23 protein-coding genes are annotated in these 23,914 nt (G+C 62.1%); 14 read left to right on the top strand and 9 right to left on the bottom strand.

The window, feature by feature from the left end; genetic code table 11:
- Positions 1 to 219: 219 nt before the first annotated feature.
- Positions 220 to 1,464: an MFS transporter gene (locus tag LCM4573_RS03380; RefSeq protein WP_071004443.1), complete on the top strand. Its 1,245-nt coding sequence runs from the start codon at positions 220 to 222 to the stop codon at positions 1,462 to 1,464.
- 184 nt (positions 1,465 to 1,648) lie between these two features.
- On the opposite strand, the gene LCM4573_RS03375 is transcribed toward LCM4573_RS03380, so the two are convergent.
- A complete protein-coding gene (locus LCM4573_RS03375; protein WP_071004441.1) occupies positions 1,649 to 1,909 on the bottom strand; it encodes an STAS/SEC14 domain-containing protein in 261 nt (86 codons plus the stop codon).
- Positions 1,910 to 2,056: 147 nt separating this feature from the next.
- Between LCM4573_RS03375 and LCM4573_RS03370 the strand changes: the two genes are divergently transcribed.
- Positions 2,057 to 2,860: a potassium channel family protein gene (locus LCM4573_RS03370; protein ID WP_071004439.1), complete on the top strand. Its 804-nt coding sequence runs from the start codon at positions 2,057 to 2,059 to the stop codon at positions 2,858 to 2,860.
- A gap of 45 nt (positions 2,861 to 2,905) precedes the next feature.
- Here the strand turns inward: LCM4573_RS03370 and LCM4573_RS03365 are convergent, their stop codons facing one another.
- Complete coding sequence (locus LCM4573_RS03365; protein ID WP_244505217.1) at positions 2,906 to 3,400, bottom strand: GNAT family N-acetyltransferase; 495 nt, start codon at positions 3,398 to 3,400, stop codon at positions 2,906 to 2,908.
- Positions 3,401 to 3,501: 101 nt separating this feature from the next.
- Between LCM4573_RS03365 and LCM4573_RS03360 the strand changes: the two genes are divergently transcribed.
- On the top strand, positions 3,502 to 4,518 hold the full coding sequence (locus LCM4573_RS03360) for a serine hydrolase (RefSeq protein ID WP_071004437.1): 1,017 nt from the start codon (positions 3,502 to 3,504) through the stop codon (positions 4,516 to 4,518).
- Between the two features lie 385 nt (positions 4,519 to 4,903).
- On the opposite strand, the gene LCM4573_RS03355 is transcribed toward LCM4573_RS03360, so the two are convergent.
- The 3 genes from LCM4573_RS03355 to LCM4573_RS03345 form a co-directional block, all read right to left on the bottom strand.
- Positions 4,904 to 5,890 (bottom strand): WD40 repeat domain-containing protein, encoded by a 987-nt coding sequence (locus LCM4573_RS03355; protein ID WP_071004435.1) that lies wholly within the window; start codon positions 5,888 to 5,890, stop codon positions 4,904 to 4,906.
- A 178-nt stretch (positions 5,891 to 6,068) separates the two neighbouring features.
- Positions 6,069 to 7,178 carry a GTP-binding protein gene (locus LCM4573_RS03350; RefSeq protein ID WP_071005163.1) on the bottom strand — a complete coding sequence of 370 codons (1,110 nt, stop codon included), beginning with the start codon at positions 7,176 to 7,178 and terminating at the stop codon, positions 6,069 to 6,071.
- A 123-nt stretch (positions 7,179 to 7,301) separates the two neighbouring features.
- Positions 7,302 to 8,195, bottom strand: coding sequence for a LysR family transcriptional regulator (locus LCM4573_RS03345; protein ID WP_071004433.1), 894 nt, complete (start codon positions 8,193 to 8,195; stop codon positions 7,302 to 7,304).
- Positions 8,196 to 8,323: 128 nt separating this feature from the next.
- Between LCM4573_RS03345 and LCM4573_RS03340 the strand changes: the two genes are divergently transcribed.
- On the top strand, positions 8,324 to 8,587 hold the full coding sequence (locus LCM4573_RS03340) for a DUF2798 domain-containing protein (RefSeq protein ID WP_071004431.1): 264 nt from the start codon (positions 8,324 to 8,326) through the stop codon (positions 8,585 to 8,587).
- Positions 8,588 to 8,610: 23 nt separating this feature from the next.
- Here LCM4573_RS03340 and LCM4573_RS03335 read toward each other — a convergent pair whose 3' ends face one another.
- A complete protein-coding gene (locus tag LCM4573_RS03335) occupies positions 8,611 to 9,402 on the bottom strand; it encodes a creatininase family protein (RefSeq protein ID WP_071004430.1) in 792 nt (263 codons plus the stop codon).
- Positions 9,403 to 9,487: 85 nt separating this feature from the next.
- Between LCM4573_RS03335 and LCM4573_RS03330 the strand changes: the two genes are divergently transcribed.
- From LCM4573_RS03330 to LCM4573_RS03320, 3 genes are all read left to right on the top strand, one after another.
- Positions 9,488 to 9,982: a MarR family winged helix-turn-helix transcriptional regulator gene (locus LCM4573_RS03330; RefSeq protein WP_071004428.1), complete on the top strand. Its 495-nt coding sequence runs from the start codon at positions 9,488 to 9,490 to the stop codon at positions 9,980 to 9,982.
- Positions 9,983 to 10,092: 110 nt separating this feature from the next.
- Positions 10,093 to 11,115: a LacI family DNA-binding transcriptional regulator gene (locus LCM4573_RS03325; RefSeq protein WP_071004426.1), complete on the top strand. Its 1,023-nt coding sequence runs from the start codon at positions 10,093 to 10,095 to the stop codon at positions 11,113 to 11,115.
- A 24-nt stretch (positions 11,116 to 11,139) separates the two neighbouring features.
- Positions 11,140 to 12,105 (top strand): 2-hydroxyacid dehydrogenase, encoded by a 966-nt coding sequence (locus LCM4573_RS03320; RefSeq protein ID WP_071004423.1) that lies wholly within the window; start codon positions 11,140 to 11,142, stop codon positions 12,103 to 12,105.
- Here LCM4573_RS03320 and LCM4573_RS03315 read toward each other — a convergent pair.
- Entirely contained in the window at positions 12,068 to 12,862 is a 795-nt protein-coding gene (locus tag LCM4573_RS03315) for a gamma-glutamyl-gamma-aminobutyrate hydrolase family protein (protein WP_071004421.1), read from the bottom strand. The genes LCM4573_RS03320 and LCM4573_RS03315 overlap by 38 nt on opposite strands.
- 307 nt (positions 12,863 to 13,169) lie before the next feature.
- Here LCM4573_RS03315 and LCM4573_RS03310 point away from each other — a divergent pair, with 307 nt between their 5' ends.
- The gene (locus LCM4573_RS03310) at positions 13,170 to 14,276 is read left to right on the top strand and encodes a TRAP transporter substrate-binding protein (protein WP_071004419.1); all 1,107 of its coding nucleotides are present in this window, start codon (positions 13,170 to 13,172) and stop codon (positions 14,274 to 14,276) included.
- Positions 14,277 to 14,657: 381 nt separating this feature from the next.
- Here LCM4573_RS03310 and LCM4573_RS03305 read toward each other — a convergent pair whose 3' ends face one another.
- Both LCM4573_RS03305 and LCM4573_RS03300 read right to left on the bottom strand, forming a co-directional pair.
- Positions 14,658 to 16,163 carry a TRAP transporter large permease subunit gene (locus LCM4573_RS03305; protein WP_071004417.1) on the bottom strand — a complete coding sequence of 502 codons (1,506 nt, stop codon included), beginning with the start codon at positions 16,161 to 16,163 and terminating at the stop codon, positions 14,658 to 14,660.
- Positions 16,164 to 16,192: 29 nt separating this feature from the next.
- A complete protein-coding gene (locus tag LCM4573_RS03300) occupies positions 16,193 to 16,732 on the bottom strand; it encodes a TRAP transporter small permease subunit (protein ID WP_071004415.1) in 540 nt (179 codons plus the stop codon).
- A gap of 288 nt (positions 16,733 to 17,020) precedes the next feature.
- On the opposite strand from LCM4573_RS03300, the gene LCM4573_RS03295 reads away from it, so the two are divergent.
- The 6 genes from LCM4573_RS03295 (at position 17,021) to LCM4573_RS03270 (ending at position 23,905) form a co-directional block, all read left to right on the top strand.
- Positions 17,021 to 19,354, top strand: a complete 2,334-nt coding sequence (locus tag LCM4573_RS03295; protein ID WP_071004414.1) for a bifunctional diguanylate cyclase/phosphodiesterase — start codon at positions 17,021 to 17,023, stop codon at positions 19,352 to 19,354.
- A 162-nt stretch (positions 19,355 to 19,516) separates the two neighbouring features.
- Complete coding sequence (locus tag LCM4573_RS03290) at positions 19,517 to 20,275, top strand: N-acyl amino acid synthase FeeM domain-containing protein (RefSeq protein ID WP_071004412.1); 759 nt, start codon at positions 19,517 to 19,519, stop codon at positions 20,273 to 20,275.
- A 183-nt stretch (positions 20,276 to 20,458) separates the two neighbouring features.
- Positions 20,459 to 20,683, top strand: coding sequence for an aa3-type cytochrome c oxidase subunit IV (locus tag LCM4573_RS03285; protein ID WP_071004410.1), 225 nt, complete (start codon positions 20,459 to 20,461; stop codon positions 20,681 to 20,683).
- An 84-nt stretch (positions 20,684 to 20,767) separates the two neighbouring features.
- Complete coding sequence (locus tag LCM4573_RS03280) at positions 20,768 to 22,069, top strand: Re/Si-specific NAD(P)(+) transhydrogenase subunit alpha (RefSeq protein WP_071004408.1); 1,302 nt, start codon at positions 20,768 to 20,770, stop codon at positions 22,067 to 22,069.
- Complete coding sequence (locus tag LCM4573_RS03275; RefSeq protein ID WP_071004406.1) at positions 22,069 to 22,488, top strand: NAD(P) transhydrogenase subunit alpha; 420 nt, start codon at positions 22,069 to 22,071, stop codon at positions 22,486 to 22,488. Before LCM4573_RS03280 ends, LCM4573_RS03275 begins: the two co-directional genes overlap by 1 nt.
- A 16-nt stretch (positions 22,489 to 22,504) precedes the next feature.
- The gene (locus tag LCM4573_RS03270; protein ID WP_071004404.1) at positions 22,505 to 23,905 is read left to right on the top strand and encodes an NAD(P)(+) transhydrogenase (Re/Si-specific) subunit beta; all 1,401 of its coding nucleotides are present in this window, start codon (positions 22,505 to 22,507) and stop codon (positions 23,903 to 23,905) included.
- Positions 23,906 to 23,914: the final 9 nt, after the last annotated feature.

Here is a 23,914-nt window from a genome sequence, read left to right as displayed (position 1 = left end):
TACACAAATTCGCGAGCGCGCCGCCGCGCGGGAACATTCATCTGCCTCACGCTTTTAAGCGAAGTCACCAACCTCTCGCCAATACCTGCCTTCCTTTCCAAGACATGCATTGCGGGAATTCAACCAGAACACCGGCTCCCCGCCGGTGCATCCGGCCTCGATTCGACGACATCCGGACATTGCCCGCCTCGCCGCCGTCTCCGAATGGAGGAGATTGCCATGTCAGCGCTCGAAGACCTTCGCTCGCTCACTCCAAGCCAACGCAATACCGTCATTGCCAGCTTCCTCGGCTGGACTCTCGACGCCTTCGATTTCTTCATACTTGTCTTCATCCTCAAGGCGATCGCGGATGAATTCCAGACCGATGTTTCGGCGGTCTCGATCGCGATCTTCCTGACGCTCGCCATGCGCCCGCTCGGCGCGCTGATCTTCGGCTTCGCCGCCGACCGATACGGCCGCCGCGTCACGCTGATAGTGGACGTGCTGCTCTATTCGATCTTCGAATTCCTCTCCGGCTTCTCGACCGGGCTCACCATGCTCATCGTGCTCAGGCTGCTCTACGGCATCGCCATGGGCGGCGAATGGGGCGTGGGCGCATCGCTCACCATGGAGACGGTCCCCGAGCGCAGCCGCGGCATCGTCTCCGGCATCCTGCAGGCGGGTTATCCCTGCGGCTATCTCATCGCCTCGCTGGTTTTCTTCTTCCTGTTTCCGGTGATCGGCTGGCGCGGCATGTTCATGGTCGGCGTATTGCCGGCGCTGCTCGTTCTTTACATCCGCCGCAATGTCGAGGAATCGCCGGCCTTCCTGATGAGCCGCAACCGGGAGCGCCGGCCGTTCCTGACGGTGCTGCGCCAGAACGTGCCGCTCTTCATCTGGGCGGTGGTGCTGATGACGGCGTTCAACTTCTTCAGCCACGGCACGCAGGATCTCTATCCGACCTTCCTGGAAGTCCAGCGTGCCTATTCGACCCACACGGTCGGGGCGATCGCCGTCGTCTACAATATCGGCGCGATCTGCGGCGGGCTGTTCTTCGGCGCGCTTTCACAGCGGATCGGGCGCCGGAAGGCGATCGTGATCGCCGCACTCGTCGCCATGCCGATCGCTCCGCTCTGGACCTATGCGCATGGCCCCGTGCTGCTCGCCGCCGGCGCCTTCCTGATGCAGTTCTTCGTGCAGGGCGCCTGGGGCGTCGTTCCCGCCCATCTCAACGAGCTATCGCCGGATGAGGTTCGCGGCACTTTTCCCGGTTTCGCCTACCAGCTCGGCAACCTGCTCGCCTCGGGCAATGCCACCATTCAGGCCGGGCTGGCCGAACATTGGAATGGCGATTACGCGCTGGCGCTGATGATCGTCGCCATCATCGTCGCCGCGGCCGTCGCCCTGCTCGCCGGTTTCGGTTACGAGAAGAAGGATGCGAGCTTTGCGCTCGCGCCGCAAGGCGGCACGGCCCGGGCGTCCTGAAGCTTCAGGCATCGACGAAAAAAAGCGCGGGCAGAAATGCCCGCGCCCTTGCCGATGTCCGGCCCGGCAACCGTCAGTGAACGGCCGATACCCATTCCATGGCCTTGGATTTCTCGTTTTCCGGGAACACCCGCGCTTCGATCTGCGGGAAGAGCTTACCCGTCATCTCGGTAGTAGCCTTGATTCACTGCTTGTCGGTGATCACCGCGGCACGCTTGAAGCGGTGGAATTCGCCGAGCTTGCTCAGGCCATATTCGAGATCGCGACGCAGGGCATCGCCGGTCATATCCTCGAACCCCGTGAGATCGGCCAGTATGCCTATGTCCTCATGATCGCTCAGCTTCTCTTCTATCGCGGGGATGATTTGGTCGTAATCGCTCGCAGTGACGGTGCCCGCAACACGGAAAGCGGCTATGTTGTCGGGTGCGGAAAGAACCTCGATCATCGTCTTCTCCCTCGGGTTCGAGTTCAGGCTACCGTCCAACTCAAAGATTTCGGCTATGTTCCGAGGTTTGAACAGGCCGCGCGGTCAGAGATTCGTGCGGTGGAGCCTCCCGCTTGCCCGCCCTGGCAGGCAGCCTATATTGCGCTCATGGATACGACTTCCCCGCGGCGAGAGCCTGCCTCCTCCTACCTGAAGTCGCTGCGGCTTGCAGTGCAGCGCATCGAGCGGGGCCGCGATCGCGGGGCCTTGCGGTGGCAGGCGCTGCTGGCCTTCATAGACCTCAGCATTCTCGTCTTCTTCATCATGGGTCCATATCTGCGGTCCGGCCCTTCCTATCTGATCATCGACTACATGATCGCGGCCTGGGTCGGCGCCGAGCTCGCCGCGCGGGCGCTGGCAGCGCCGTCGCTCCGGACCTTCCTCAGGAAACCGATGACGTGGATCGACATCGTGGTCCTCGCAACGCTGCTTTTTCCCGACGCGCTGTTCAACTTCGCCTTTCTTCGGGTCATGCGGATCTGGTCGATCGGCAAGAGCCCGCTGCTGCGCGAGGGACTGCGCCGGTACGGATGGCTCCATTTTCACGAAGTGGTGCGCGCGGTCCTCAACTTCCTCGTCTTCCTCTTTCTCGTCACCGGCTTCGTCTACACGACCTTCTTCTATGCCCAAGAGGGAGGGGAGGGCTTCGTCGATGCCCTCTACTTCACGGTCGCGACCATCACAACCACCGGGTTCGGCGACATCACGCTGCCCGRCACGCTCGGCAAGCTGACCTCGGTCGTCACCATGATCGTCGGCATTTCGCTGTTCGTCAGGCTCGCCCAGACGATCGTGCGGCCCTACAAGGTGCATTTCCCCTGTCCCCAATGCGGGCTGCAGCGGCACGATGCCGATGCCGTGCATTGCAAGGCGTGCGGCCATCTTCTCAACATCCCCGACGAAGGGGATTGAGGGCGGCAGGGTGCCCGCTCCATCCCACCGGCATTGCAATGCCGCTCACCTCAAATACTTCTGCAAAAACACGCGGGCATGTCCTTCGATATCGAACTCGACGCGGCCGAACTCCTGATAGCCGTGACGGCTATAGAAGCCGGGAGCCTGGAAGGTGYTGGTTTCCACGACGGCCCGCTTGCAGCCTCTTTTCACCGCCTCTGTCTCCACGAGGGCGAGAAGCCGGCTGCCATAGGATCGCCCGCGCAAGTTCTCGGGCAGAAAGAACATATCCAGGAAAAGCACGCCAAGTTCGGTCCGCCCCCAGAGGCCGCCCAATGCCTCGCCCGACGGATCGTAGAGCACGGCGCCGATCGGCGAGCGGTCATCCCTTTCGGTCTCGGCCACGTTGTACCGGTAGAGCGCTTCGCCGGCCCGGACCTTCTCCTCGGGATCGCAGGAAAGCATTATCCTGAAATCGTCTGCCGGAGCCATCGGCAAAACCTCGTCGTTGTTCGAGTAGCGAACGAGCGTCCGGGAGCGAGGTTCCTGACTTGCCATTCTCGCTTCATCCACAAGCGGCCTTCACGCCCCATCATTTTGGCGTGAATCCGGCGGCTTGGCCATGTTCCCACGCGCCAGGCTGGCATAACCTGCGGCGCATGATCACGCGTCGCGCCACTCTTCTGTCCATGCCCTTTGTCCTGACGGCTGTGCGCGGCCTCGCGCAAGGCGTGCCGCAGCCGCCGGTGACGCTCGATACTGTGCTGAGCGACGCCCAAGAACTCGAGCCACTGAAGGTCGTGCTGGTATCGCAGAACGGGAAAATGACCGCCGAGCGGGCCTTCAACGGCCATGCGGCCAGCGAGTCCACCAATATCAAATCGGCCTCCAAATCGATCATTTCCTGCCTTGTCGGGATTGCGATCGACCGTGGTTTGCTCGAAGGGCCGGACCAGAAGATCGCGCCGATCCTCGAGGCTTATCTGCCGGCAAATCCCGATCCGCGCATCCACGAAATCACCATCGGCAATCTTCTCTCCATGCAGGCGGGGCTCGCCCRCATGTCGGGGCCGAATTACGGGCGCTGGGTCGCAAGTTCCAACTGGGTGCGTTTCGCACTGTCGGAGCCCTTCGAGGCCACGCCGGGCGGCGAGATGCTCTATTCGACCGCCTCCACCCACCTGCTTTCGGCCATCCTGACGCGGGTCGGCCGCCGCTCGACGCTGGCGCTGGCGCGCGAGTGGCTGGAGCCGGTGCCGGATTTTCGCATCGGCGCCTGGGACCGCGATCCGCAAGGCATCTATCTCGGTGGCAATCAGATGGCGATGTCCGCTCGCTCGCTGCTCGCCTTCGGAGAGCTCTACCGCAACGGCGGCAAAACGCCTTCCGGACGGCAGGTGGTCTCGCAGGGCTGGATCGACCAATCCTGGCAGGTGCGCACCCATTCCCGCTTTTCCGGCGATGGCTACGGCTATGGCTGGTTCCTGCGGAATATCGGCGGGGAGGAGGTGCGTTTCGGCTGGGGCTATGGCGGGCAGATGATCTACATCGTGCCGTCGCTCAAGCTGACCGTCGCGATGACCTCCGACGAGAACGGACCCTCCGCCCGCAACGGCTATCGCGACGAGCTGCACGGCCTTCTGGCCGAGATCATCGGCGTGGTGAAGACGGTTTGAGCGGGGACGATAGCGCTCGGTCCTCCGAGCGAGATCAACGATTTAGCGAAAATAACTTTCCCATTCATCCCCGCCTTCCGCCACGCGGTTATGCTTTGCACGTCATCGGAAGGGAGCCGGGTCGCGAACCGGACGCCCAACGGCAAGCAAATCCGGCGCCGGTGATGGTCGTAAGGGCAGGGTGACGCCGTCAGGGTGTCAACCTACCGGAAGAGCGGGGTTTCGGAATTCGAACCCTCAGGAACCGCGCTCTTCGGATAAACCTGAACGATCGGGCAGGCAGAACGCCTGACACATCCATACTACCCGATACCGACTGCCTGCCCATCCCTACGGATCAGGCCGTGACGGAGATTTCTCCGCCGCGGGCATTCGTGCTGCCAGTTCAGGCAGAGATATCGATCACGCCGCAATCGCCGGCTTCCGAGGAGAAGGCCAGAAGCTTGCCGCTGGCGCTCCAGCCCATGCCGGTGATCGCCCCCTTACCCGGACGGCGCAGCAGGGCTTCCTTGCCGTCCGCGACCCGGACCCCGAGGATCATGCCGTCCACGAAGCCGATCGCCAGCACGTCCTCGGCCGGATGGAAGCAAACCTGGGTGACCATGATATCGGCGCGGGTGCCGAGCTCCAGCGGCGCCTTACCCATGGGGCCGTCCTTGCTGGCGAAGGGCCAGACGATCGCGGCAGGAGCGCCGGAAGAGGCAAGCCATTTGCCCTTCGGCGACCAAGAAAGCGACTTCACCTTGGCGGGATAGCCGGTCATGCGCATGTGGCGATGCTCGCCGGGCTTGCCGTCGAGCTTCCAGCCATGCAGGGCGTTTTCCTGCATCATGGTGACCAGGAAGCGGCCGTCCGGCGAGAAGGTGACGCCGGTATGGGCGCCCTTCCAGTCGAGATCGGCGGCCGGCGCATTGGTGCCCACCCAGTGCAGCGAGAYGCCGTTATAGCGGGCGGCGGCGATCCTCAGCCCCTTGGGCGCAAAGGCAAGGCCCTCCACGCTGCGCTCCTCGGTGAACTCCCTCACCGTGCCGTCCTTCTGGCGCACGAAGCTGGATTTGCCGGAGGCATAGGCGACCGCGCCCTGCGGGCCGCCGGCGATGACGCTGATCCATTTGCGCGGGACATGGGCGAGTTCTTCCACACTGCCGTCTGCGGCAATGCGCAGAACCTTTCCGTCCTCGCCGCCGGTGAGCAGGGTGGCGCTATGGGGATCGCGCACGCAGGCGAGCAGACCCTGATGGGCTTCGGTGACCTTCTCTCCGCCATCGAGCCGGTGGATGGTGCCCACGGCCGTTGCAAAGAAAGGCACGTCGCCAAGAAACTCGGCCGCGACGACGTGGCCTTCAAGATCAAGCGGTGCGACTGTGGGCATTATGCGGTGGGTCTCTTCAGGATAACAAGATTGTGCTTATTACACCCCTTCTGGCCTGCCGGCCATCTCCCCCACAAGGGGGGAGAGAATCTGGGGCGATGCCGGGGCTAAGCCACTCCCCCTCGTGGGGAGGGGTTGGGGAGGGGTAACCGCAAGCGCCGTAAGAAGGCGCAGGCCATCATGCCGTTGCCTGGCAGGCCAGGAAGCTCTTCTCGATCTTCTCGCGGTCAAGCTCGCGGCCGATGAAGACGAGCCGGCTTTCGCGCTTTTCGCCTTCCTTCCAGGCGCGCTGGTGATCTCCCTCGACGATCATGTGCACGCCCTGCACGACATAGCGCTGCTCATCGCCCTTGAAGGCGATGATGCCCTTCAGGCGCAGGATGTTCGGGCCTTCCGTCTGGGTGATCTTCTGGATCCAGGGGAAGAAGCGTTCCGGGTTCATTTCGCCGCCGCGAAGCGAGATCGACTTCACCGTCACGTCATGGATCGGCGACATATCGCCATGATGGTGTTGGTGGTGATCATGGTCGTGATCGTGATGATGGTGGTCGTGATCGTGGTGGTGATGCCCATGGTCGTGCCCGTGGTCATGATCGCAATCCGGGCCGCAGACATGGTCCTCATGGCCGTGCTCCAGGAAGTGCGGATCGTTTTCCAGCGCGCGCTCGAGATTGAAGGCGCCCTGATCCAGCACCCGGGCGAGATCGACGCCGGAACGGCTCGTCTTGTAGATGCGCGCCGTCGGGTTGATGGCGCGAACGACATCCTCGACGACCGCCAGTTCCTCCGGCGTCACGAGATCGGTCTTGTTGACGATGACGACATCGGCAAACGCGATCTGGTCTTCTGCCTCGCGGCTGTCTTTCAGGCGAAGCGGCAGGTGCTTGGCATCTACAAGGGCAACGACCGCATCGAGTTCGGTCTTGGAACGAACGTCGTCGTCCATGAAGAAGGTCTGGGCGACCGGCACCGGATCGGCAAGACCGGTGGTTTCCACAATGATGCCGTCGAAGCGGCCGGGGCGGCGCATCAGGCCTTCCACGACTCGGATCAGGTCGCCGCGAACGGTACAGCAGACGCAGCCGTTGTTCATCTCGTAGATTTCCTCGTCGGACTCCACGATCAGATCGTTGTCGATGCCGATCTCGCCGAATTCGTTGACGATGACCGCGTATTTCTTGCCGTGGCTTTCGGAAAGGATGCGGTTGAGAAGCGTCGTCTTGCCGGCGCCGAGATAGCCGGTGAGCACGGTGACGGGAACGGGCTTTTGCGTGGCGGTATCGGTCATGGAAAACCTCGGAAATGAGATGTCGCCGGATGGGCGCTTGAAATCTGTCGGCCTCATATAAGAGCTTGGCGCGGCGAGTTCAAAGGGTTTCATATGTTATAAGGTCACATCGTGGGGCGGCGGTCAAAGGCCTGTCAGCTTGAGGCGCGCCGCCAGGAGGTCCACGAAGGCGCGGACCTTTGCCGGAGGGAACCGGTTCTCCTGCCAAAGCACGTGGATCGGAACCGGTTTCGGCTCGAATTCCCCCAGAACGAGCTCGACCTTGCCGTCGTCGAGCAGATGCCGGACCTGCCACAGCGGAGAAAATCCGATGCCGAGACCGTGGGTTACGGCCGAATAGACGGCGGCGATCGTGTTGGCGCGGAACGGCCCGCCGACCGTAATCATGCGGGGCTTGCCGTCGATCAGAAACGGCCATTGCCCCGACCGCTGGTCGACCGCCCGCACGATGCAGGAGTGCTGCCGCAACTCGGCGGGATGCGTGGGCCGGCCGTGGCGCTCGAAATAGGCCGGAGCGCCGAAAACCACCCTCCGGAGCGCGCCCAGCCGTCTTCCCTGCAGCCCCGAATCCGGCAGTTCGGCGATCCTCACCACCAGGTCCAATCCTGCCGAGGATAAATCGGTGAGCGCATCGGAAAGCTGGAGATCGACCTCTACTCCGGGGAAGGTCCGCATGTATTCCGCGATGACGGGAACGAGGAATTGCGGGCCGAACTGGACCGGCGCACCGATGCGCAGAATGCCCGACGGTTCGGAACGACGGTTGTTCGCCTCCAGCTCCGCTTCCCTGATTTCCGCCACGGCGGGCTTCACCCGCTCATAGAAATCCTGCCCGGCTTCGCTCGTGCTGCATTGGCGGGTCGTGCGGTGGACGAGCTGAACCCCGACATCCGATTCAAGAGATGCGAGCGAGCGGCTGACGGCCTGAAGCGACCGGCGGAGATGGCGGGCGGCATCCGTCAGGCTGCCTTGTTCGACAACCGCCACGAACGCTTCGAGATCCGCAAGCCTACTCATCCGATTATATCGCTTTTCGATAATAAGAATGGATTTCTACGATGATTGTACCGCTTTTCGCAACAGCCTATTTCGAAGCTGTTCGAAACTTCGGGGATGGTCGCAGGCCCCAGTCAAGGAGAGCAAGCATGGCTGATATCAGGAAAAACTCACGGTTGAGAAAGCTGCCCGCATCATATGGTCCGTTCGTGATGCCGTTGGTGCTTTCGGTCTTCATGTCGGCGATCGTTTCGGYGGTCGCCACTGTCATGAGCGTGGGGTTCGGCAACCTGTTCCTTGCGAATTGGCCCAGCGCCTGGGCCATGTCCTGGATTGTCGCTTTTCCCTGCCTGCTGGTGGTGCTTCCCGTCGTACGTCGCCTCGTTTCTGCGATCGTCGAAATGCCGAGGTAAGGCAACCCGCCGATGCGGAGAACTCAGTTCAGCATTTCCGCGTCGAACTTCGCCACATCCTCCAGCAATTCGATGATGCCCTTTACCGCATGGGCGAGGAACGCCTCGCCCTTTTCGGCGCTTGCGGCGGCGGCATTGCCGGCCACGCCCTTTGCATTGAGGTCCGTCATCCTCCAACCAAAGGCATGGGGACCATAGGCGCGCAGATGCCGGAACTGGCGGGTGAATTCCGATTGCCGCGAAGAGAAGTCCGCGGCCTTGGCCATGTCCACCTTGTCGGGGTGTAGCGCCAGCATCACCGAGGTCTCGATATCGCCGCCATGGATGTCGATAGCCTTTTCCTCGGGCGTGATGATCCCTTCCGGCAGGCCGAAGCGGGTCCAGCTCGTCGTGACCGCCAACATCCCCAAGCGCACCCGCGCCTCGGTCGCGACGATCGTCATCAGCGGCGAGTTGCCGCCATGGGCGTTCAGCATCACGAATTTGCGGATGCCTTCACCGGAAAGGCGCTCGGCAATGCCGAGCCATCGGTTGACGGCCTCGTCGAAGGCGAGCGTCCTAGTGCCGGCCACATCCATGTGCTCGATCGAGTAGCCGACCGGCTCGACCGGCAGGAAGCTCACAGGCAGGCCCGCGGGCAGAGCCTCGATGACGCGGGCGGCCAAACCTTCGGCAATCAGCGTATCCGTTTCGAACGGCAGGTGCGGCCCGTGCTGTTCATGGGCGCCGAGCGGCAGCACGGCGATCCAGTCCCGCCTGTCCACAGATGCGAGCTTCGGATCATTGTCGTGATAGCGCGGTAGTGGATTAGGCATCTGGCGATGATTCCCAGGTTTGGTTATGGATAGGCGCGGCTTAGGATACAGCCACGCTCGAAGTGGACAAGGACGGTCGACGCAGATGAGCAAGAAGAAGGGCGACAAGAAAGCCAAGGGCGGCAAGAAGAAGGATCTCGCGGGTCTCGGGGCCGCCGATCTGGCGGCTGCGGTCACGCAGACGGCGCGCTCGATGCGCACGGCGCTTAGCCGCAGCCTTGCGGAAAGCGGCCTCTATGCGGGGCAGGACGGAGTGATCCTGACGCTCGCCGGAGAGGACGGTCTGACGCCGGGCCAGCTTGCACAGCGCCTCGGCGTGAAAGCTCCCACCATGACTCGCACCATCGGCCGTATGGAAGCTCAGGGCTTTCTGGAGCGGCGGGCGGACGGGATGGACGGGCGACTCACCAAGGTGCACCTGACGCCGGCCGGCCGGGAAAACGTCGAGCAGATCGGTCGCTCGGTCGCCGATTGCGGATCGCTGGCGACGAGGGGACTGTCGGACAAGGAGGTCCGAACACTCCTCAAACTCCTCAGGGCGGTGGACCAGAACCTTCAGCCTGCACTCGGGGACGATTGATTTCTCACCGGAAATTCCCTCTTGCGGGATTGCTGCGCCGAATTAAATTGTTTATTTAAACATTTAATGCGGCCGGCTACGGATCGGCTGTTCTGTCTCGGGGAGGGGGCGTGGCTCAGAAGATCAAGTTATCGACCATCGCGGAAAGCCTGGGGCTTTCGACCGCGACCATTTCGCTTGCCTTGCGCGACAGTCCGCTGGTCGCGACCGATACCCGCGAGAAGATCAAGGAACAGGCCCGCGCGCTCGGTTATATCTACAATCGCCGCGCCGCCAGTCTCCGGACCTCCCGCTCAGGCATCATCGGCGTCGTGGTGCACGACATCATGAACCCGTTCTACGGCGAAATTCTCAAGGCCATCGAGACCGAGCTGGATCGCAGCMGGCACACTTTCATCCTTTCCAACCATTACGATTCCGTCGAGAAGCAGCGGACCTTCATCGAAACGCTGCTGCAGCTCGGCGGCGACGGCGTCATCATGTCGCCCGCGATCGGCACGCCGGTCGAGGATGCGACGCTCGCGGAGCAGAACGGCATGCCGGCGATCCTTGTCGCCCGCTCGATGGAGGGCGTCGACCTGCCGACCTATCGCGGCGACGACGCCTATGGCATTTCGCTCGCCACCAATCACCTGATCGGGCTCGGGCATCGTGTGATCGCCATGATCGGCGGCACGGATCAGACTTCGACCGGCCGCGACCGCTATCAGGGCTATGTGAATGCGCTGCGCAAGGCCGGGATCGAGGTCGATCCGAACCTGCGTATCCCCGGTCCGCGTTCCAAGCAGGGCGGGTTCGAGGCGGCGGTGCATTTCCTCTCGCTGCCGCAGAAGCCGACGGCCGCCGTCTGCTGGAACGATCTCGTGGCGATCGGCCTGATGAACGGCATCGCCCGCGCCGGCTTCGTGCCTGGCCAGGATATTTCGGTGACCGGTTACGACGATCTGGAGGAGGCCTCGATCGCCACGCCGGCGCTTACCACCGTTTCCAACGGGCAGGCGGAAGTCGGCAGGCTGGCCGCACGCGCGCTGCTCGACCGCCTCGCCGGCAGCCATGAGCCGGACGGCCTGCATCTCATCAAGCCGGAAATGCGCATCCGCCAATCGACCGGCATCCATCGCCCGCGTTCCTGAAGTTCGTTCACAAAGAGGTTTGCTATGTCGGAAAAGCTCGCCGCCGTGCTCGTGCCCGGTAGAATTCATCCGCGCGTCCTGGAGCGGCTCGGAGAAACTTTCGAGCTGGTCACGGCGTCGAAGGAGCCGGCGGTCGGGATTGATCCGGCCGTTCTCGCCCGGGTGCGCGGCGTTGCCGTTTCAGGCCTCTTCGCGCCGGAATGGTTCGACCGGCTCCCAAATCTCGAGGTCATCGCCAATTTCGGCGTAGGGTATGACGGCGTAAATACGCTGAAAGCGGCCGAACGCGGTATCGTGGTGACGAACACGCCGGACGTGCTGAACGACGAGGTGGCGGATACGGCCATCGCGCTGTTGCTCAACACGGTGCGCCGCCTGCCTCAGGCGGAGACCTGGCTTCGCGAAGGGCGCTGGAAGGCCGAAGGCCCGTTTCCGCTCGTGCCGCTATCGCTCAAGGGCCGGCATGTTGGCATTGTCGGGCTCGGCCGCATCGGCCGCGAGATCGCAAGCCGTCTGGAGCCGTTCAAGGTCAGGATCGGTTATCACACCCGCACGCCGCGCGAGGGGCTGGCCTATACCCACTATGCCTCGCTGAGGGCTATGGCCGAGGAGGTGGATACGCTGATTTCCGTGCTGCCGGGCACCGCCGAGACCCACAAGCTCTTCAATGCGGAGATATTCTCGGCGCTCGGGCCGCAGGGCGTCTTCATCAATGTCGGGCGCGGCACCAGCGTGGATGAGGATGCGCTGATCGCGGCCCTTCGGAACGGCACGATCGCCGGTGCGGGGCTCGACGTCTTCTATGACGAGCCGAATGTGCCGGCCGAACTGCTGGAATTCCCGAATGTCAGCCTGCTGCCGCATGTCGCTTCGGCTTCCGTGCCGACGCGCAATGCGATGGCGGACCTCGTCGTCAACAACCTGATCGGCTGGTTCCGCGAAGGGCAGGTGCTTACGCCGGTTCCGGAAACGCCGGTTCGCCGCGGCTAACCCGCGTCCTGGAGGCGGCGAAGGCGCGCACCGCATCGCCGAAGGCTTCGAAAAGGGCGCGTGAGGGAGCGTCCGTTTCGGCCCAGTATTCGGGATGCCATTGCACGCCGACGGCGAAATTCTTCGCATCGATGACGGAGACGGCCTCTATGGTGCCATCCTCGGCGGTGGCCTCGACCTTTAGCCGCGGCGCGGTTTCGGCGATTGCCTGCCGGTGCAGGGAGTTGACCTGGATTTCGCCGGCGAGGCCGAGATAATTGGCGATGCAGGAGCCTTCCTGCACGATCACCGGCTGACGGATCGCATAGGCCTTGTCGCGCTCAGGCACGTTTGGCTTGCGGTGATCCCAGATGCCCGGCTGCTCCTGGATTTCGCTCGCCAACGTACCGCCGAGCGCCACGTTCAGCTCCTGTATGCCGCGGCAGATGGCGAGAAGCGGAATGCCGCGATCGATCGCCCGGCGGATCAGCGGCAGGGAGGTCGCGTCGCGGGCGGGATCGAACGGACCATCGCCTTCCGCGGCCTCCTTTCCGTAAAGCGAAGGATGCACGTTGGTCGCCGAGCCGGAGACGAGCACGCCGTCCACCCGGTCGAGAATGGCATCGATCTCATTGCCGTCCTCGAAGGCGGGGACAATGAAGGACATCGCGCCCGCGACCTTGAGCGCCGCCTGAACGTACTGGTTCGGCGAGGCATGCCATACCGCGCCTTCGATTTCGCGGATGTCGGCTGGAACGGCGATGATGGGTTTCGGCATGGAATTCYCCGGCGCGGGCAGGCGGTTTGCAATCGGCTTGGTTGTCGCTCCGGAACCCGGCTCAAGTCAAGTTGGGCCGTCTTTCGGGGCGATCTGATCTTACACGGGGAGCAGGCATCTTCTCTTTGAAATACCTCGCCAATTGACCGCGACCGGAGGCAGACCAAAGTATAACTCGGGAAGAGGTCTGCAGTTCAAGGAATATTAGCACTACCGCTTGCAAGCCATTGTGCAACATGTTTACTTCGCCGCAGGACTAGGGGAAATGGGAACGGAAGCCCCTGCAGTGTCCTATGGGAGGTATTTCATGGATCGTCGTGCATTTTTCAAGAAGGCAGCCGTAATGGGGGCGGGTGCCGCGGCCGGGACGGTGCTTGCCGCTCCGGCCATCGCGCAGGAAAACCCGAAAATCACCTGGCGCCTGACGTCTTCGTTTCCGAAGTCGCTCGACACGATTTTCGGTGGCGCGGAAGACATTACCAGGCATGTTTCGGAAGCAACCGGCGGCAATTTCACCATTCAGCCCTTCGCGGCGGGCGAAATCGTGCCCGGCCTGCAGGCGGCCGATGCGGTGAGCTCGGGCACGGTGGAGATGTGCCACACCTGCTCTTACTATTATGTGGGCAAGGACCCGACCTTTGCGATCGGCACCGCCATTCCCTTCGGCCTCAATGCTCGGCTCACCAATTCCTGGTTCTACGAGGGCAACGGCAACACGCTGCTCAACGAGTTCTATGCCAAACACAATCTCTACGGCATGATCGCGGGCAATACCGGTGCCCAGATGGGCGGCTGGTTCCGCAAGGAAATCAATAYGGTCGACGACTTCAAGGGCGTCAAGATGCGCATCGCGGGCATTGCCGGCAAGGTGCTTGAAAAGCTCGGCGCCGTGCCGCAGCAGATTGCCGGCGGCGATATTTACCCAGCGCTGGAAAAGGGCACGATCGATGCGGCCGAATGGGTCGGCCCCTATGACGACCACAAACTCGGTTTCTACAAGGTGGCCAAGTATTATTACTATCCGGCCTTCTGGGAGGGCGGTCCGGTCATCCACGCGATGGTCAATCTCGACAAGTGGAACAGCCTGCCGAAGAACTACCAGGCGGCGCTCATCGATGCCTGCGCCTATGCCAATACCAGCATGATGGCGAAGTACGACGCGAAAAACCCGACGGCGATCAAGCAGATCGTCGCCGAGGGTGCGGTTCTGCGGCCGTTCAGCCAGGAAATCCTGGAAGCCTGCTACAACGCGTCCCTTGAGGTCTACAAGGAGATTTCGGCCTCGAATGAATCCTTCAAGAAGATCTACGAGGACCAGGTGGCCTTCAAAAAGGAAGGCTATCTCTGGATGCAGCTTTCGGAATACACCTTCGATACCTTCATGATGATCCAGCAGCGCAACGGCAAGCTCTAAGCGGCTGTTGAAGATCGGTTTTCAGCGAGCCCGGATCGAAAGATCCGGGGTTTTCGTTGCTTGGCGTCGCGGGTTGTGCCGTATCGACAACTGCAACCTTTTATGTGTTGTCGCGATGTTTGGGGGCAGAAGCAGAGCGCTCCGAGGCCAGCCGGAGCATCGGTGAAGACGGGCTTCACCGACTTAGGCAAGAGCCTTGCTCTCGAACCGGAGGTGATGCGAATGAGCATTACGCTACTGTTCAGGAAAAACCGGACGAGCTGGTCAATAGCTGTCCGGTTCAGATTCCAGAAACGTTAGTAAAGGGAGGGTAGGGTTGCAGCCCTGCCCTCCACTCCGAATATAAGCCTTCGTCGTCGGGCTGACAAGCGATGCTCCACCTCAAGGATTGATCTGCGGCGGCTGCCTGAGGTTCGGCATGGCCGGCTGGCTGGGTGGCGCAGGCTGGCCGGGTGCGCCCTCCATCGGCGGAAGCCCGAAGTTCGGCATCTGGTTTCCGCCGCCGCCCGAACCGAAGCCGGGCACCTCGATCTTGATCGTGTTGAGGTCCACATCGGCCGCCTTGTCCAGCCAGTAGGTGACCGACTCCGGCCAGAAGATGACGATCGCGACGAGGATGAGCTGCATGCCGAGCCACGGGATGGCTCCGAGATAGATGTCCTTGGTCTTCACCGTCTTGGGCGCGATCGAGCGCAGATAGAACAGGGCGAAGCCGAATGGCGGATGCATGAAGCTCGTCTGCATGTTGATGCAGAGCAATACACCAAACCAGATCAGGTCGATGCCGAGCGACTGCGCGACGGGCGCGAGCAGCGGCAGAACGATGAAGGCGATCTCGAAGAAATCGAGGAAGAAGGCCAGGAAGAAGATGAAGATATTGACGAAGATCAGGAAGCCGATCGCACCGCCCGGCACGTGCGACAGCAGGTATTCGATCCAGTGTCCGCCATCCATGCCCTGGAAGACGAGGCTGAAGCAGGTGGCGCCGACCAGGATGAAGACCACCATGGAGGTGATCGTCATGGTCGAGTGYATGCCCTGGCGGACGAGGTCCCAGGTGAGGCGGCGGTGCAGCGCGGCCAGAACCATGGCGCCGACGACGCCGAGCGCGCCGGCTTCGGTCGGGGTCGCGAGCCCCATGAAGATGGTGCCGAGCACGAGGAAGATCAGCACGATCGAGGGGATCATGCCCCACAGCACGCGGATCACGAGCGCCATGTTCAGTTCGCCGCGCGCCTCCGGCGGAAGCGGCGGTACGTCCTTCGGCCGGAAGATCGACAGGCCGAGGATGAAGAGCATGAAGATGACGACCTGCAGGATCGAGGGGCCAATCGCGCCGAGATACATGTCACCGACCGAGCGGCCGAGCTGGTCGGCGAGCACGATCAGCACGAGCGAGGGCGGGATGACCTGGGTGATCGTGCCGGACGCTGCGATGACGCCGGTGGCGAGCCGCGGACTGTAGCCGTATTTCAGCATGATCGGCAGCGAGATCACACCYATGGTGATGACGGATGCCGCAACCGTGCCGGTGATTGCGCCGAGGATGGCGCCGACCAGGATTACCGCATAGGCGAGGCCGCCGGGGATCGCGCCGAAGAGCTTGCCGGTTCCCTCCAGCAGGTCCTCGGCAAGGCCGCAGCGCTCGAGTATCGCGCCCATGAAGGTGAAGAAGGGGATGGCGAGCAGCAGGTCGTTCGAGACGATGCCGAAGATGCGCAGCGGAAGCGCCTGGAGGAAGGCGAAGTCGAAGTGGCCGGTGGCGATGCCGAGAAGGCCGAAGAAAAGGCCGACGGCCGATAGCGAGAAAGCGACCGGGAAGCCGTAGAGCATGAAGATGATCATGCCCAGGAACATTGCCGGCGGCATTATGCCGTATTCGAACATGCGCGCTTATTCCCCCCGAAGCATTGATTTTATTGAAGCGGCTTTTCGTAGGTGGTGTCGACCCGGAGCAGGCCCTTGAGGCCGGCAATCCGCTTCACCAGTTCCGAGAGCCCCTGAAGCGCGAGCAGGGCAAAACCGGAAACGATGATGAGCTTGACCGGCCAGCGTATGAGACCGCCGGCGTTCGACGACATCTCGCCCTGGGTATAGGAGACGGTGAAGAAGGGCCAGGACAGCCAGGCGAGATAGAGGCAGGCGGGTATCAGGAAGAAGACGAGGCCGAGAATGTCGATCCAGAGCCGGACGCGGTCGGAGACGGCGCCGTAGATGAGGTCGACACGCACATGCTCATTGAGCCGCAGCGTATGAGAGGCGCCGAGGAGCACGATGAATGCGAAGAGATACCATTGTATCTCGAGCCAGCCGTTCGAACTGTAATTGAAAAGATAACGAATGCAGGCGTTGGCGGCGCTGATCATGCAACAGGCCAGAACGAGGTATCCCGAAAACCTTCCGATGACCTCACTGACGCGGTCGATCAGAGCACTGAACTTCAGAAGTGCCGACATATGTTCCCATTCTCCCGGCGGCTCCTTTTTCTCCCGGCCGCCTTGGAGGCGATGTAAACCAACGCTTCTGAAAAGAAAAGCGGTTATTGGCGGCGTGTTTTCAGGTTCTGCACGGCTGATTGTTCGGCGCCGCTTGCCTTAGATCGTGGGGAGAGCTTTAAAGTTTACCGATTTCATTGAAAGTTTGTTAAGCATATTGCGGCGAACCCCTAGATCGCTATGGGGGAAGATCAGGTCCGACAAGCAAATTTTAAAGTGTTTTCTTCACTGTTCGCCGCGGAATTAGGGATGAGCCCGATGAAGCAGATGGAAGCGAAGACGTTGCCGACAGATGTCTATCTGTCGTTCGTCAGTTCGCTGTTCGGAAATCGCGGTACGCTTGTGACCGGCGTGGTCGTCCATGTCGTCTGGTGCTTCATCGTATTCAGCAGTACCGGTTCCGTATTCTATCTCGCCATGGCCGCGAGTTTCATGGCGGTCTTTGCCTACCGCATGGTCGGCTTTGCGAAATTCGACAAGATGGACAAGCAATCCTTGTCTCGCCGGGAGATCGCCAAGGTCGAGTGCGGCTATGTCGTCGGGGCGGCATTGACCGCCCTGCTGCTCGGCATCGCGAGCGGCTATGCGCTGCTCGTTCTTCAGAATACGTTCGCCGCCTTCACCTGCATCGCGATGACGCTGGGTTCCATGATGTCGATCGTGGGACGCAATTACGGTTCGCGTCATGCGGTGGATTACCAGACGATGGCATGCTGTCTGCCGATCATGGGCGCCTGCCTTCTCTCAGGCCAATTACACCTGGCGCTGATGTCGCTGCTGCTCATTCCCTTCGGCCTGACGACGCGCTCCATGGCCATGGGCGTTCGGGACTTCCTTTATGAGAACGTCATCGCGACCCGCGACATCACGGTCATAGCCGGGCGCTTCGATACCGCTCTCAAGACCATGGCGCATGGCCTCGTCATGCTTGATGGCGATGGCAAGATCGAGGTGATCAACCGCCAGGCGCGCGACCTTCTCCATCTTGATCCGGTCGCCGAGGTGAAGGATCGCGATCTGGTGACGGTGCTGCGTGAGGCCGCCGTCACGCCGTCCGAGACCATCATGTGGCAGGTGGCGCGCCTTGCCGAGGGAGCGCAGCGCCGTGCGCTGCTGCAGTTCGGCGAGGGCCGTCATCTGGAGTTTTCCGCCAGCCACCGCTCCGATGGCGGCGTCGTTCTCATCTTCGAGGATGTCAGTGCGCGCGTGGCGACCGAGGAGAAGATCCTGCACATGGTTCGTTTCGACGCGCTGACGGCCCTGCCGAACCGCGGTTACTTCAGCGAGCTTGCAATCGGAAAGCTTCAGGCTGTCGACGAAAACGCTCTTGCCGCCCTCCTCGTTCTCGATGTCGACGGGTTCAAGCATGTCAATGACATGCGCGGGCATGTGGTCGGCGACCGGCTGCTGGCCTTCATCGGTATGCGCATGGCCGCACTTGCCGGAGACGATGTCGTGGCGGGCCGCCTGATCGGCGACGAGTTCGTGCTGTTGATAGCGGGGGGCGATAATCGCGCCGCTCTCGAGCAGCGCATCAGGGAGCTCCATGCCAGGATTCAGGGAAGTTATCCGATCGGAGACCTGCGCCTCACCGTGTCGATGAACGGCGGCTGCGTCATCGATGGAGCCGGCGGCTTCGATATGGAGAACTGGCAGATCAGGGCCGACCTTGCCCTCAACGATGCGAAATCCAGGGGCAACGGAACGCTCACCTTCTTCCGCGAGGAAATGGATGCCCGCTATGTGGAGGAACAGAAGCTCAGGGCCGATCTGCGCCAGGCTATCGAGGACCGCGGCCTGTACGTCGTCTATCAGCCCATGTACCGGCCGGACGGTTCGCAGGTCGAATGCTTCGAGGCGCTGGTCCGCTGGAAACATCCGGAAAAGGGCCTGATCGGCCCGAACGTCTTCATTCCGCTTGCCGAGGATATGGCGCTCGTTTCGCAGATCACCCGGTTCGTCATCGAGCAGGCCTGCCGTGATTGCGCCTCCTGGAAGAGCCCGATACCGGTTTCCGTCAATCTTTCGATACACGATCTGCAGAATTCCGATCTCGTCGCCTATGCGGCGGATGTGCTCTCGAAATACGGGTTGGAACCTTCGAGGCTTCATCTGGAGGTGACGGAGAGCTGCTTCATGAACGAACCGGTTGCCGTCAGCGCCATACTCAACCTTTTCAGGGCGAAGGGCGTCACCATCGCGATCGACGATTTCGGAACGGGTTTCTCCAGCCTCAGCTATCTGCATTCCCTGCCGCTGGATATCGTCAAGATCGACCGCGCCTTCGTGAAGGACATCGAGGGAGAGCCGCGGCATCTCAAGCTCCTGAGCGGCATCGTCCACCTGTCGCGCGAACTCGGCCTGAAGGTCGTTCTCGAAGGCGTGGAGACGGAGGGGCAGCTCGCGCTGATCAACCAGCACGATTTCGCCGATCTGGTGCAGGGATATGTCTTTTCGCCGCCCGTTCCCGCCGATGCGATAGAGGAACTTGCCTCGAAGCCGGGCTCTCCCGCCAAATCCGCCGGCGTCGTTCGGCGCAGCCGCAAAGGCCCTCGAACCCGCGCTCTCAGCACCATCGGCTGAGCGGCTTGCAGCCGATATTCTGCCGCAATCCAGGGTTTTGAGCCGGAATGGCCTTTTCCGTTAACCATAACACTTAAAATTCTATTAAACTTTGCTTTTGGTGCATTGCGGTAGCCGCGCGGTGTAGGGTTAATTCTTGGTAAACAGCCAAGGATTGCCAAGATGTGGATAGATCAAAACAGCACAGATGGAAGTTTCTCGTCCAGGCTTCTGGAGACCCTTGACCATATCGAATACCGCCGCATTCAAAGTAACGAGGATTTCGAAGATATAGCCAGGCTCCGTTACAAGGCCTACAAGGCACATAACGTGCTGCCGGTTGCGGCGCGCAGCATGCTGGACGAAACAGACTTCGACAGCCATGCCTATGTCTTCGGTGTTTACTATTACGAAGAACTCGTTAGCACGCTGCGGATCCATTATGTGACGCCGGAGCATCGGGTCAGCCAATCGAGCGGCGTTTTTCCCGACGCGATCAATGCGTTTCTCGATGCCGGCCTGACGCTGATCGATCCGGCCCGGTTCGCCATCGACGCCGAGTTTGCGAACGAACGCTCGACCTTGCCCTATCTCACCGTCAGGCCGACCATCATGGCGGCCATCCATTTCGATGCGGATCGGATGCTGCAGCATATCCGGCCGGCGCATGCCGCATTCTACAAGCGGTTCTTCTACGCGGATACCGTCGTGCCGCCCACCATGACCAAGACCTACGGCTTCGACCTGACCCTGCTTGCCTCGCGGACCCGGGAGATACGCTCGAAGCTGATGCGACGCTTCCCCGTTTTCCAATCCGAGGCATATGAGCGCCGGATGATGTTCGAGCGGTCCTCGCGCTTCGATCTGGCGCCCCTTAYCATCCTGCCGACCGCACGGCGCGCGGTGCGTCCGGGCTCGCCCGAAATGGCCTACGTGGCCTGACGCCGCAGCGTACCGATGTGGCGCCGAGGTGGCATTGCGCTTTGCGGCGGCTTTGTGTAAGGCCAGAACGGGCGTTCCGTCCTGTCCGAGGGCAGGATTCGGAACGGTAGCGAGGGTTTCTCCGCCCGCTAGAGCCGCCTTTTCCGCGGCTTGGCGGAGCGGTTGTCTGAAGGAGACGGATTGATGGACGATCATCACAGCGGACCGGTGGAAACGGGCGCGCCGATGAATTACGAGGAGCATGAGAGCACCTACGACCTGTTCATTGCAGGTACCAAGTGGGGCACCATGATCCTGGTCGTGCTGCTGATCGCCATGGCGGCCGGTTTCTTCACGACGGCCGGTTTCCTCGGCGCCACCATCCTCTTCATCATCCTCAATATCGCCGGTTTCCTGCTGCTGCGCTGATCGCGCGGCAGGGGAGGCATGGGAGTTAGCGGACGGAGTGCTGCTCCGTCCCGAGGGGGATTCTGACCGGGAGGAGGCAGGTTCTTGCCAAAGATGATATTTGTCGGCCGCGAAGGCCAGGGGGAGCTGCGCGTAGCCGCTTCACCCGAAACGGTGAAACGGCTTGCGGGCCTCGGCTTTTCCGTCGTGGTGGAAAGCGGGGCAGGAGTGGCGTCGGGCATTCCCGATGCCGAGTACGAAGCGGCGGGCGCGCGCATCGGACGCTCTGCGGATGCCCGGCCGGCCGATATCGTGCTCAAGGTCAACCGGCCGGCTTCGGCTGAAATCTCATCCTGTAAATCCGGTGCGGCGGTCTTCGCCTGCATGGACCCTTATGGCAACGAGGCCGCGCTGGCCGAGATGGCCAGAGCGGGGCTTTCCACCTTCGCCATGGAGCTGATGCCGCGCATCACCCGTGCGCAGTCCATGGACGTGCTGTCGTCCCAGGCCAACCTTGCCGGCTATCGCGCCGTGATCGACGCGAGCCACGAATATGGCCGCGCGATCCCGATGATGATGACGGCCGCCGGCACGGTTCCCGCCGCCAAAGTCTTCGTCATGGGCGCAGGCGTCGCCGGTTTGCAGGCGATCGCCACCGCAAGACGTCTCGGCGCGGTCGTTTCCGCAACCGACGTGCGCCCCGCCGCCAAGGAGCAGGTGGCCTCGCTCGGCGCGAAGTTCATCGCGGTCGAGGACGACGAGTTCAAGGCGGCCGAAACCGCCGCCGGTTATGCCAAGCCGATGTCGGAGGCCTATCAGGCCAAGCAGGCGGCACTGGTCGCCGAGCATATCGCCAAGCAGGACATCGTCATCACCACGGCGCTCATTCCCGGCCGGCAAGCACCTCGCCTCGTGACGCGCGCCATGCTCGCCTCCATGAAGCCGGGCTCCGTCGCCGTCGATCTCGCCGTCGAGCGCGGCGGCAATATCGAGGGTTCTGAAAAGGGCCAGATCGCCACGGTCGAGGGCGTCACCGTCATCGGCTATGCGAATGTGCCCGGTCGCGTCGCTGCTTCCGCCTCGGCGCTCTATGCCCGCAATCTTTTCGCCTTCCTGGAAACGTTCGTGGACAAGCAGACGAAGGAGTTCGCGATCAATACCGAGGATGAGCTCGTCAAGGCGACGATGCTGACCCATTGGACGCCCGAAGGCGGCAAGGTGGTGCATCCAGCCTTCGCGGCGGCTGCCGCGGCAATCACCGGAGAGCCGGCCGCGCCTGCCAAGGCCAAGAAAGCCGCGCCGAGGAAGTCCAAGCCTGCTTCGGCGGATGCCGCGCCGGCGGAAAAGGCCATCCGGTCACGCCGGAAACCGGCGAAAGACGATGCCGCGAAGAAGGAGGGGCTTTGATGGCGAATGAAATTATGAACAAGGCGCTGGAAGGCCTCGATCAAGCGGTTTCGGCCGTCAGGAACGCCGCCGAGCAGGCGCCTGCCGTCGCCGATGCGGTGGGTGCCGCCGCGCACGGCGTTTCCGGCGGCGCGATTGATCCCTTCGTCTTCCGCCTGGCGATCTTCGTGCTGTCGATCTTCGTCGGCTATTACGTTGTGTGGTCGGTGACGCCGGCGCTGCATACGCCGCTGATGGCCGTCACCAACGCCATCTCCTCGGTCATCGTCGTCGGCGCGCTGCTGGCGGTCGGTGTGGCCGCGAGCGGGCTTGCGACCGGCTTCGGCTTCATCGCGCTGGTGCTCGTCTCGGTGAACATCTTCGGCGGCTTCCTGGTGACCAGCCGGATGCTCGCCATGTACAAGAAAAAAGATCGCTGAGGGGTTCTGAAGAAACATGTCGCAGAACCTCGCAGCCTTCCTCTATCTCGTCTCCGGCGTGCTGTTTATCATGGCGCTCCGTGGTCTTTCTCATCCGACCACCAGCCGCAAGGGTAATGCCTACGGCATGGTGGGCATGGGGATTGCCATCGGCACGACGCTGCTGCTGGCGACCCCGAGCCTCGGTGGCCTCCTGCTGATCGTGCTGGCGCTCGCCATCGGCGGTGGGGCAGGGGCCTATGTCGCCCGCACCATTCCGATGACGGCGATGCCGCAGCTGGTCGCCGGCTTCCACTCGCTGGTCGGCTTTGCCGCCGTCATGGTGGCGGCCGCGGCTCTCTATGCGCCGGATTCCTTCGGCATCGGCGAAATCGGCGCGATCCACGGCCAGGCGCTCATCGAGCTGGCGCTTGGCGCGGCGATCGGCGCCATCACCTTTACCGGCTCCGTCATTGCCTTCCTGAAGCTCGACGGGCGCATGTCCGGCAAGCCGATCATGCTGCCTTACCGGCATTTCATCAATATCGGCCTCCTGGTGCTGATCGTCGTTTTCATGATCGGCCTCGTGCAGACCGAAAGCCATTTCGATTTTTGGCTGGTGGTGCTGCTTTCGCTGATCCTCGGCGTGCTCATCATCGTGCCGATCGGCGGCGCCGACATGCCGGTCGTTGTGTCGATGCTGAACTCCTATTCCGGCTGGGCCGCCGCCGGCATCGGCTTCACGCTCGGCAACCTGGCGCTCATCATCACCGGCGCGCTGGTGGGGTCGTCGGGTGCGATCCTCTCCTACATCATGTGCAAGGGCATGAACCGCTCCTTCATCTCCGTCATTCTCGGCGGCTTCGGCACCGACAATGGCGGTGGCGCTGGGGCGGACAATTCCGACAGGACGGTGAAGCAGGGATCGGCCGACGATGCGGCCTTCCTGATGCAGAACGCCGAAAAGGTCATCATCGTGCCGGGCTACGGCATGGCGGTGGCGCAGGCGCAGCACGCGCTGAAAGAGCTTGCCGACACGCTGAAGGAACACGGCGTCGAGGTGAAGTATGCGATCCACCCGGTCGCGGGCCGCATGCCCGGCCATATGAACGTGCTGCTCGCGGAAGCCAACGTGCCCTATGACGAGGTCTTCGAGCTCGAGGATATCAATGCCGAGTTTGCGCAGGCGGACGTCGCCTATGTCATCGGCGCGAACGACGTGACCAATCCGGCGGCGCGCGACGACAAGTCCTCGCCGATCTACGGCATGCCGATCCTCGACGTGGACAAGGCCAAGACCTGCCTCTTCGTCAAGCGTTCGCTCGGTTCCGGTTATGCCGGCATCGACAACACGCTGTTCTACAAGGACGGCACGATGATGCTACTCGGCGATGCCAAGAAGATGACGGAGGACATCGTCAAGGCGATGAAGCACTGAGAGCAGCGA

This window comes from Rhizobium sp. LCM 4573 (assembly GCF_001854865.1).
Lineage (GTDB): Bacteria > Pseudomonadota > Alphaproteobacteria > Rhizobiales > Rhizobiaceae > Neorhizobium.
The sequence above is the reverse complement of the archived record's forward strand: the minus strand, read 5'-3'. Positions and strand labels throughout refer to the sequence as shown.